Raw genomic sequence first — 8,968 nt, 5'->3', positions numbered from 1 at the left:
TGGGCCTCCTACAGTGCTGTTGCTTGATCGATATCGAGCAAATTTGTCAGATATCGTTCATGAGTCACGCATACCCTAGCTCATATGGTGAGCGATGGGTAGCTCATACTTGCACGTTATCTCTCAAATCTTGTGCGATATCTCTCACCAATGAGCTAGGGGTAGCTCATGGAGGGGGGGTAGCTCATACGGTGAGCTAACCTAGCTCACGGATAATGAGCTAGGGGTAGGTCATAGATAGTGAGCGATGGTCGCTCACGGATCATGATCGGAGGTTCGTGCATACTATGAGCGAGGTGCTGCCCTGCAGGCCGCGTATTACAAGGGCTTGTAGTCGTGGTTCTTATGATCTCCTAACGCTTGCTCCATTTGCATTGGCTGTTAGGGCCTCAAAGTCGCCTGGCCGGCGGCGGCCAGTCGTGAATGGCTGACAGACTCCGGCTTCGCCTGCGCTAGTCAACCATTCCCGACCGGCTCGACTGAAAGCTCGTCACGAATACGCATGACAGTTGTGGTTGAACAGTTGGCATGGCGGGCCGTGGCGCGGATCCCGAGGTTGGCACCCAGCAGCTCGCGCACACGCTTACGCAGATCCTCGTCCACGGGCCGGCCCTTGTACACACCTGCCGCCTTTGCTTTGACGATGCCCTGGTGCTGTCGCTCCCGGCGCTGCTGATAGTCCTTACGGGCAATTGCCGCCATCATGTCGATCATCATGTAGTTGATGGCCGACAGCATGCGATCTGTGAATTCATCGTTGGTGGGCAATGTCATGCCCTGATGGCTGGTCGGCAGATCGATGGCGACGATACGCAAACCTCGCTGGTCTATCGCGCCCTTGAGTTCCCGCCAATCCTGATCACCCATGCGCGATAGTCGATCGATACTCTCCACCAGCAACACATCGCCCCGCCTTGAATCTTTCAATAGCCGGATCAGCTCGGGTCGGTTGGCATGCGAGCCGCTGGCGTTCTCCATGTAACTGGCTGCAATGGCGAGGCCGAAGCCGGCGACGAATGCTTCCAGCTGATCACGGGCGCGGCTAGCGTCTTGATCATCGGTCGAAGCTCGTAGGTAAGCGCGGATGAACATTGGGGATACCGTATCAGTATGGGTGTACTCAAATCAGTGTATCAGAATGGGTGTTTTTTTTGTTTCTGCGCCGAAGGGGTAGGGCAGGGCATATCTGTGCCATATGGGGTATACCCATTTGTGACGATATAGTTTCCCGGTCCCCGAAGTGACGAATGCGAGGGTTGGGCGCCTGGCCAGCCGCCTAGCCCGTGGGCGCAATGTCAGTCAATTCGTCACTTTAGGGACCGGTCCATTCGTCACTCCAGGGACCTGGATCAGCCTTGCAGTTTGCTGAATTCGCGATACAACCGCGCCAAGAGAGGTTGAGCGGCTTCCAACTCGGCCAGTTCTGCCGAGGTAACTTTTCGATGTTCCAAAGCGCTTACCACGGGTGCTGCCAGCTTCTTGGCTTCTTCCTCGCCGAAGTCTTTGACCCATTGGTCATATCCGCCTGGGTATCGGCCCTGTTCTCCGGCCTGACGCAGATCAAACAGCGCCTGGTCATCCTCTTGGTGCGCGTGCTTCAACTGCTCAGTCCATTTCTTTCGGTCTGACAGCTCAGGGCCGAAGATTTCGAGCAGCCGGGTATCGGCCAACGTACGCAGTGAACGGTTGATACCCGCCAAGCTTTCCTGCAATGGCTGCAGCAGCTGGGCGAGATCCTTATCGGTTGGGGTGGTCATGGTTCAACGTCCTTGGTGGTCATGGAATGTGTCTGCCAGTACCGAAGCCGTTCGGCGTCGGCCTCCAGCACGAAGCGATCAATCATTTCGGCAGGTGCGCAGATCTGCGCGCACCGCCAGCCCTCCGGGGTCTGTGTCAGGTAACTGGAATAGATCTTGTCGCGGATGGCCAAGGCGCGCTGCTTGGTAAGTCCGTGCGCATTGGCGACCGCGACAAGGCCCTTGCCTTCGACCAGGATCTCGAAGGCTACGTCGAGGCTGCGTGAGTGCATTTTCGACTTGGTGCGGATCCGCTCGAATTCCTCTCGGGGGATCCGCAGGTCCTGGTCAGGATGCCGGGCGGTCATTCAGAGCCTTTCCATCGCTCGGCCAGCTGCGCACGGGCTTTCTCCAACTCGGCCTTGAGGTAGGTGTTTTCCGAGGTGAGCGTTTCCACCTGTGCTGAAAGCACAGCGTTTGCCTCGCGCAGTTTGCCCAACTGGTCATCGAGCAGGGTTTGCTGGGTCGAGTTCCCCGGTGCGCCTTTTTCGGATCCTTTCTTGGATCCGCCGTTATGTACGCGGAGGGCTTTGGTGTTGCGCAATGTGGTGCGGACCTCCTGGCGGAGATTCAGGTCTTCATTGCCCTCTGCGCGCTCCAATAGATCCGCAGCAGCTTGCGGGTCCAGTTTATCGAGGCGGCTGATATCGTTGACCGTCGAGATATCCGCAGTGATGCCACGAGCGACCGCCTCGCGGCCTGCGCCTTCCTTGGTGACGTTCACCAGATAGGAAAGGCGTTCAGCCACCCAGTTGATCCCTTTGGACCATTCAGCAGCGACCTTCTCCAGGGTGCCGAGCCTGTCCTTGTCTTCCTGCAGGGCAAGTGCCAGTTCCAGCTGAGTGAGGTTTTCGCTGTGAACGTTTTCGGACCGCTGAATGCGCTTCGCTTGAGCATCGGTAAGGTCTTTCACCGTCACTTCGACCAGCACACCCGCAATGATGCACGCCCTATAACGGCGTTCACCGGCAACCATCAGGTACTTGAAGCCTGACTCAGGGTTTGGGTGCGGTCGTATTACGCAGGGTTCGATCTGGCCGTTTACCAGAATGTCGTCCGCCAGTTCCCGTAGCGATTCGTCAGAGAATCCTGGGTTGTCTTGGCTACGGATCTGCTTCACACACTCGATTTCGCCAGGGTTGACCTTTTCAATCAGCGCACCTTCATTGGCCGGGCGCTTTTGAAAGTCAGAAAGCTTTTTGGCCGTCGCCGCAACTGCACGACCAAAGGAGTTTTTCTTCTCCGTCATGATTCAATCCTCACTCCGCAAAGACCTTGCTAAGCACCGCTGCGCAGGCCCGTTTCATTTCTTTACCCGCATCCCGCTGACTCCCGCTGCGAGCTTTACGCCACACAGGGTTGCCGGCTGCCAGAGATTTGTTGATGCAGGGGCGGTGGGTGATTTGTTCGTTGAACATGGCCTCGCCGTGTTCCTCGCGAAGGCTCGGCAAGATCTCCAGTTCTTCGCTTGAGCGGCTATTGATGAGGTTCGGCAAGAAACCTAGGAAACGCAGGCCCGGGTTGTATTGATCCTGCACAGTTTCAATTGTGGCCATCAGCTTCGGCATGCGAGCCAGGGTGAATGCGCTGATGTTGAACGGAGTGACAACTGAATCAGAAGCCGCTAGGGCGGCAATCATGCGGCGCTGCAGGTTCGGCGGAGTATCGATCAAGCAAAGGTCGAACTCGTCATTGAAGCGGTCCAGAGCCTTGGCGAGATTGGTTACAACGTCCAGCTCCATATCATCCACATCCAGCAGCGCTACGTCGGCCTCGATAAGCCAGATGTTGGGCGCAACCTGGCGGGGGACGAAGCCGGCGTGCTCGTCAGTGAAAAGCTGACTGGCCATGAGGTAGGGCGTATCGTCGCCATCCTCGATAGGGGGGAAGAACTGCGACAGGTCGCTTTCGTCCAGGTCGAGTACAAGCACACGTTTACCTTGTTCTGCTGCATAGCAGGCCAGGTGGGCTTCAAGGGTGGTTTTGCCAACGCCACCCTTTTGGTTCGCAACGGCAGTGCGTTTCATGGTGACCTTCCTATGATCTCCGGTGGAGCAGTGGATTGAACGTGGGATCATGCTTGCATCAGTAAACCCCATAGTCAACCCCTAAAAAGGGTTTACTAGATTTTCTCGCATGCGGGAAATTGATAAGGGTCACGGATCAGCGCTGTGGCTTTCTCGCATGCGAGAAAGGTAGGGAAGGGAGTTGCTACACTGCGCGCACGTCAACATGTGTCGTACGGGATGGTTTCCTTGCGTACAGATCCTGTTGGCCAGGGTGGCAGTTCGGGGCGGCTCCCAGCTGCCACCTGACCACCCTCCAAAGCTCGTCCTAGACCGTTCGTCGGGCAATCTGAGCAAAACCTATTTCTCGTTGTCTTCTGCGCGAGGTGTCTCATCCCCGAAACACCTTGTTACCCGGCACGAAGCCGGCGTCCGTGCATTGCAGATGCCAGAAATATGGATATTTCCTTTTCAAATCAAAGACCTATTCAAATCACACCCTTACCAGGCGTTAGCCAGGGGCTTGGCCGTTCGTCGCCGAATGTGATGGATCCGATATTTCTCACAGTGAAACCTTGATTTCGTGAAATGAAAGGCATATCTTAAACCACGAAACACGGATTTCATGGATCAAAACTCGAAAGAGGGAAGAAATGCGAGGTGGGATCTAGAACAAAATCGAAGAGGACTCCAGTATCGCCCCTGTATTTGGCCAAGAGCTGCCCAGGGGAAGAGATGCAGAGCCTAGAGAAGAAAGATCTGGCGGTTTTCGCCGTCGCCCAGCCGGATTACCGAGTGATCCTTAATGAAAGGCAGGATAGCGACGGTCGGAAATGGGAATTAATCATTGAGAGCCCTTCAACGGGACAACGCTTCAACGTAGTAACCTCGTTAGGGAAAACACGGTTATTTAAGAATGCCGATACTGCTATCGACTTCATAAAGGATACCTGCCCTAACAATCCTAATAAGGCAATAACCGTAACGTACGGGGGTTCCCCGTCATGATCAAAGAGGCAATGGTATGCAACTCTCTGCTCGCAAAACTCAACGCAACGTAGGTATCAACGACAAACAAACCTGGCGGACCTGGCTCAAGGACAAAGCCACTGCAACTCTGAAACAAGTTCTCTCGCAAAAGACTCCATCGCACAAGGCATTGATGCGCGATGACTGGATGGCCAAGGCCACCAAGATCGCAGTGTTGGGGTCGCTGTTCTCCTTCGCAATCCTCCCTGAAATCGCCAACGCGGCAATGGATTTCAGCGGCCTGAAAAACCTGGCCAAGGACGTAGTGTCCTTCCTCATCTTTGATATCGGCTACTACCTGGGCATCGCAGCCATTGCGTTCTGCGGCTTCCAGGCCAAGTCGGGGCGCATGTCGTGGGGCCAGTTCGGCTGGGCTGTTGCCGGCGTGTTCCTGGTGTTCTTCTCGCCAAACCTGGTCGATACCATCAAAACCGGTGCGCAAACCGCACTGAAGTGAGGTAAGCGATGGCCGAGTACGACGACCTTGAAGAAGGTGAAGTGCTCGTATTGGCAATGGCCCGGCCTTCAATGGTCGGACCATTCACATTGTCGAGCATTCTTATAAGTCTGATAGCACCCGTGCTGTTAGCACTGTTGATTCGATCACTGTACCCGTTGGGTCTTATCCCAGTCTTGTTTGTCATTTCGTATTGGATATGCAGTAAAGACGTATATCTATTCGGAGTTCTACAGGCAGCAAGTAACTTGAAGGCATCGCGGTTACGCAAACTTTGGGGGTATCGCAGTTATGCGCCTCGTTGATAAAGCATTCAAAAAGCTGACGCGAAATATGGATCTTTCGCTTGGCGTTCAGCATCCAGAAGCTGCGGCATTGGATGATGATGAAATGCTGGTGAGCGCAATGGTGCCGTATGACGTTCACTACGATGACGAAACCGTTATCACCAGCGAGGAAGCGCTGGTTCAAGTCATCAAAGTGGACGGCCTCTTGTTCGACTCGCTTTCCGCCGAGCAGATCAAGCGCTTCGAGCAGCAGCGCAACACTGTGTTCCGCACCATCGCAAGCAGTGACCTGACTGTCTACGTCACGTTCGTGCGCCGCAAGGTGACCGACTTTCCTGATGGCGTAGGCGGTACCTGGTTCTCCCAGCAGTTCAACAAGCGTCTTCGCCAGCGCTACGAGAGCCGTGGTTTCTACATCAACGACATCTACATTTCGTTGGTAAGAAGGCGTTTTCGTGCGGGTATGCCAGGTCTGATGGATCGGGCTATCGCGCTGATGACCGGTACCGAGGCCACTAAGAATGAAGCGGAATCGCTGGATGCGATGGCCGACTCGCTCTACAAGGCCTCCAACCTGGTGCTGCGTAGCCTGGCTGACTACGGTACTCGCCGGCTACGGGTGCAGCGTCATCCTGAGCCGCGTATGGGCCGTATTGATCGTGAAACTGCGTTCAACGCCGTGCAGCGTTTCCAGCTGCAGTGGCATGACTTCAAGGCAACGGTTGGTGATCACGAAGTCTACGAAGCGGAAGCCGTGCATGACTTCCTGGGTGAGGAATTCTGCGAGCTGAGCAGTTTCTTCAACTACCTGATCAACCTCGACAACCGCAAGGTGCCCGTATCGGACCTGCTGATCAGAGAGTCGCTGCCATACGCCCGGCTGAATTTCCGGGTCCTGGCCAACATGTGCGAGATCCGTGGCAGCACCGAGTCGAAAATCGGCGCGATGCTAAGCATGGGCGAATGGCCGCGCCGTACACCGTCGCGCATGCTCGACAAGTTCCTGCAGCAGCCGGTGGAGTTCATCATCACCCAGTCGTTCACCTTCCAGAACCGGATTGAGGCTGAGCAGGGGATGCTGGATGAAACCCGTCGCATGACCGTGGACGACAAGCACAACATTTCTGAGGACGACCAGAAGGAACTGAAACAAGGTATCAGCGACCTCCGCCGTGGCAATGCGGTCAATGGTGCGCATCACCTGACCATTTTCGTGCATGTGCCATCGCTGCCGATGACTACCGAGGCAAACCGGGAGATCAACCGCAAGCGCCTGGATCATGCGGTTGGCCTGGTGGAAGGTTGCTTCGTTGAAATGCTGGTCAAGCCAGTGCGTGAATGGTTCGCTCTGGAAACCTTCTTCTGGTCGCAACTACCGGGCCAGAAAGAAGCGCTGATCGGTCGACGCGGCAAGATCAAGTCCAGCAACTTCGCCGGGTTTGCATCCTTGCACAACTACGCCCGGGGCCGTCGCGATGGCAACCTGTGGGGGCCTGCGATCACCGCCTTTGAGACGGAGAGCTACACGCAATACAACTTCAATTTCCACCGTGAAATGGAAGGCATGGTAGCGGGCCACTTAGGCATGGCGGCTGATACCGGCATGGGTAAAACCACGCTGCTGACCCTGCTGGTTTCCGAGGCAGACAAGGCTGAGCCGCTGGTGTTCTGGTTCGACAACCGCTTTGGGGCAAAGGTGTTCATGAAGGCTATGGGCGGCGTTCACACCACACTTTCCCCGCACAGCAACATGCGCTGGAACCCGCTCAAGCTGCCCGATACGCCGGAGAACCGTGCGTACCTGGTTGATTGGCAAGTACAGATGCGCGAGTGCTACGCCTCGACGCCGACCAGTGCCGAAGACATTACCCGGTTCAAGGCAGCAGTGGAGGAGAACTACGGTCTGCCGCTTGCTGATCGCCGCCTGCGTAATGTGGTCTGGACCTACGGCCAGGGCGAGCTGGCCGACATTATGGCCATCTGGCATGGCGCCAAAGGTGTTACCGGCGCTAATGCGGGTGTGTTCGACAATGCCGAGGACTCCATCGACTTCTCGCAAGCGCGGCACTACTGCTTTGAAATGATGGAGCTGCTCAAGGGGGGGGAAGCCCGTCCCGAGCTGCCTGTCGTGATGAGCTACCCGCTGCATCGGATCGAGCAGGCCATGAATGGCCGCCCGTTCATCCTGGTGCTGGAAGAAGGCCAGAACCTGGTCAAGAACGAGTTTTGGCGCAAGAAAATCGACAACTTCATCATGCAGATCCGCCGTAAGAACGGGCTGATTATCTTCGTGACGCCGGATGCCAAGTATTTCCGCAGCGAAACGGACTCCATCGATAAGCAGACCGTCACCAAGATCTACCTGGCCAGCGACCAGGTGAAAGATGAAGACCATGAAAACCTGACGGTGGCCGAGCGGGAATGGCTACGCAAGCTCAACCCGAAGGAACACAAATTCTTGATCCGTCGTGGTCGGGAATCGGTGCGGGCTTGTTTCGATCTCTCGTCGGATAACCCTGATGAGGACCTGTCCGACTTTATCCCGGTCCTGTCCTCGAATGACGTTGGTGTCGCCCTGATGGATCAGATCATCGAGCGCCTTGGCACCGACGATCCAGCGGTCTGGGTACCTGTGTTCATGCAGGAAGCCAAGGCCAAAAACACCCACAACTTGAAGGCGGTTCGATGATGACAACTATCAAGAAACTCGGCTTGGCAGTCGCCGTATCCATGGCCATTAGTGGCCAAGCGCACGCAGTCGGTGTGCCGACTGGTGACGCCGGCACCTGGGCGGCTCTGGCGCAGAACCTGGCTGTGCTGCAGCAGCAGTACCAGACGCTGAAAGACCAGTACGAGACGCAGGGCAACATCCTGAACAACCTGCAGGGTGCTTACGGTCGTGGCGCGATTGGCCTGAACGAGTCGATTAACTCGGCCTCGGTCGTACCTGGCTCTTGGCAAGAGGTGGTGTCTCGGCAGAACAGCGGCGCTTACGGAAGCAAGCAGAGCTACTACGAGCAGTTGATCAACACGTTGCCGCAGGAGCTGTTCACCGCACCGGAAAGCAATCGTGCCAAGGACTACCAGCTCAGTTCTAACTCGGTTGTGGCTGCGCTGTCCGCAGGTGATGCGCTTTACAGCGAAGTGCAGGTCCATCTGAACAACTTGGCCACCCTGTCCCAGCAAGTGGACCTGACGACCAACGCCAAGGATGCTGCCGACCTGCAGAACCGCATCGCCACTGAAAACGGCATGTTGACCTCGGCCCAATCGAAGCTGCAGGCCCTGAACATGAACCTGCAAGCGAACCTGGCCAACCAGGAAAACCAGGCTACGGCACAGAACGAACAGTTCTTCCGCTGGAAAGACGAAAACTGATTCTCGCATGCGAGA

General features: G+C 56.0%; 9 protein-coding genes. 4 read left to right on the top strand and 5 right to left on the bottom strand.

Annotated features, from left to right (window positions below; genetic code table 11):
- Nucleotides 1–456 precede the first annotated feature (456 nt).
- The 5 genes from LMH93_RS29585 to LMH93_RS29565 all read right to left on the bottom strand — a co-directional run bounded on the left by LMH93_RS29585 (nucleotide 457) and on the right by LMH93_RS29565 (nucleotide 3,823).
- Complete coding sequence (locus tag LMH93_RS29585; RefSeq protein WP_028691927.1) at nucleotides 457–1,092, bottom strand: recombinase family protein; 636 nt, start codon at nucleotides 1,090–1,092, stop codon at nucleotides 457–459.
- 257 nt (nucleotides 1,093–1,349) lie between these two features.
- On the bottom strand, nucleotides 1,350–1,757 hold the full coding sequence (locus tag LMH93_RS29580) for a hypothetical protein (protein ID WP_028691928.1): 408 nt from the start codon (nucleotides 1,755–1,757) through the stop codon (nucleotides 1,350–1,352).
- A complete protein-coding gene (locus tag LMH93_RS29575) occupies nucleotides 1,754–2,104 on the bottom strand; it encodes a TrfB-related DNA-binding protein (protein ID WP_028691929.1) in 351 nt (116 codons plus the stop codon). The genes LMH93_RS29580 and LMH93_RS29575 overlap by 4 nt, the downstream gene beginning before the upstream one ends.
- On the bottom strand, nucleotides 2,101–3,045 hold the full coding sequence (locus LMH93_RS29570; RefSeq protein WP_028691930.1) for a ParB/RepB/Spo0J family partition protein: 945 nt from the start codon (nucleotides 3,043–3,045) through the stop codon (nucleotides 2,101–2,103). Before LMH93_RS29570 ends, LMH93_RS29575 begins: the two co-directional genes overlap by 4 nt.
- A gap of 10 nt (nucleotides 3,046–3,055) precedes the next feature.
- Complete coding sequence (locus LMH93_RS29565; RefSeq protein WP_028691931.1) at nucleotides 3,056–3,823, bottom strand: ParA family protein; 768 nt, start codon at nucleotides 3,821–3,823, stop codon at nucleotides 3,056–3,058.
- A 1,003-nt stretch (nucleotides 3,824–4,826) separates the two neighbouring features.
- On the opposite strand from LMH93_RS29565, the gene LMH93_RS29560 reads away from it, so the two are divergent.
- Genes LMH93_RS29560 through LMH93_RS29545 form a run of 4 tightly spaced genes read left to right on the top strand, consistent with a single transcriptional unit; the run spans nucleotide 4,827 to nucleotide 8,953 of the window.
- Nucleotides 4,827–5,288 (top strand): TrbC/VirB2 family protein, encoded by a 462-nt coding sequence (locus LMH93_RS29560; protein WP_047710201.1) that lies wholly within the window; start codon nucleotides 4,827–4,829, stop codon nucleotides 5,286–5,288.
- An 8-nt stretch (nucleotides 5,289–5,296) separates the two neighbouring features.
- Complete coding sequence (locus LMH93_RS29555; protein WP_011005967.1) at nucleotides 5,297–5,593, top strand: VirB3 family type IV secretion system protein; 297 nt, start codon at nucleotides 5,297–5,299, stop codon at nucleotides 5,591–5,593.
- Nucleotides 5,580–8,264, top strand: a complete 2,685-nt coding sequence (locus tag LMH93_RS29550; RefSeq protein WP_054890149.1) for a type VI secretion protein — start codon at nucleotides 5,580–5,582, stop codon at nucleotides 8,262–8,264. Before LMH93_RS29555 ends, LMH93_RS29550 begins: the two co-directional genes overlap by 14 nt.
- Complete coding sequence (locus LMH93_RS29545) at nucleotides 8,264–8,953, top strand: type IV secretion system protein (RefSeq protein WP_077563720.1); 690 nt, start codon at nucleotides 8,264–8,266, stop codon at nucleotides 8,951–8,953. The genes LMH93_RS29550 and LMH93_RS29545 overlap by 1 nt, the downstream gene beginning before the upstream one ends.
- The last annotated feature ends 15 nt before the right edge of the window (nucleotides 8,954–8,968 follow it).

This window comes from Pseudomonas sp. CIP-10, from assembly GCF_020911845.1.
GTDB lineage: Bacteria > Pseudomonadota > Gammaproteobacteria > Pseudomonadales > Pseudomonadaceae > Aquipseudomonas > Aquipseudomonas alloputida.
This window is presented reverse-complemented; position numbering and strand designations above follow the sequence as displayed.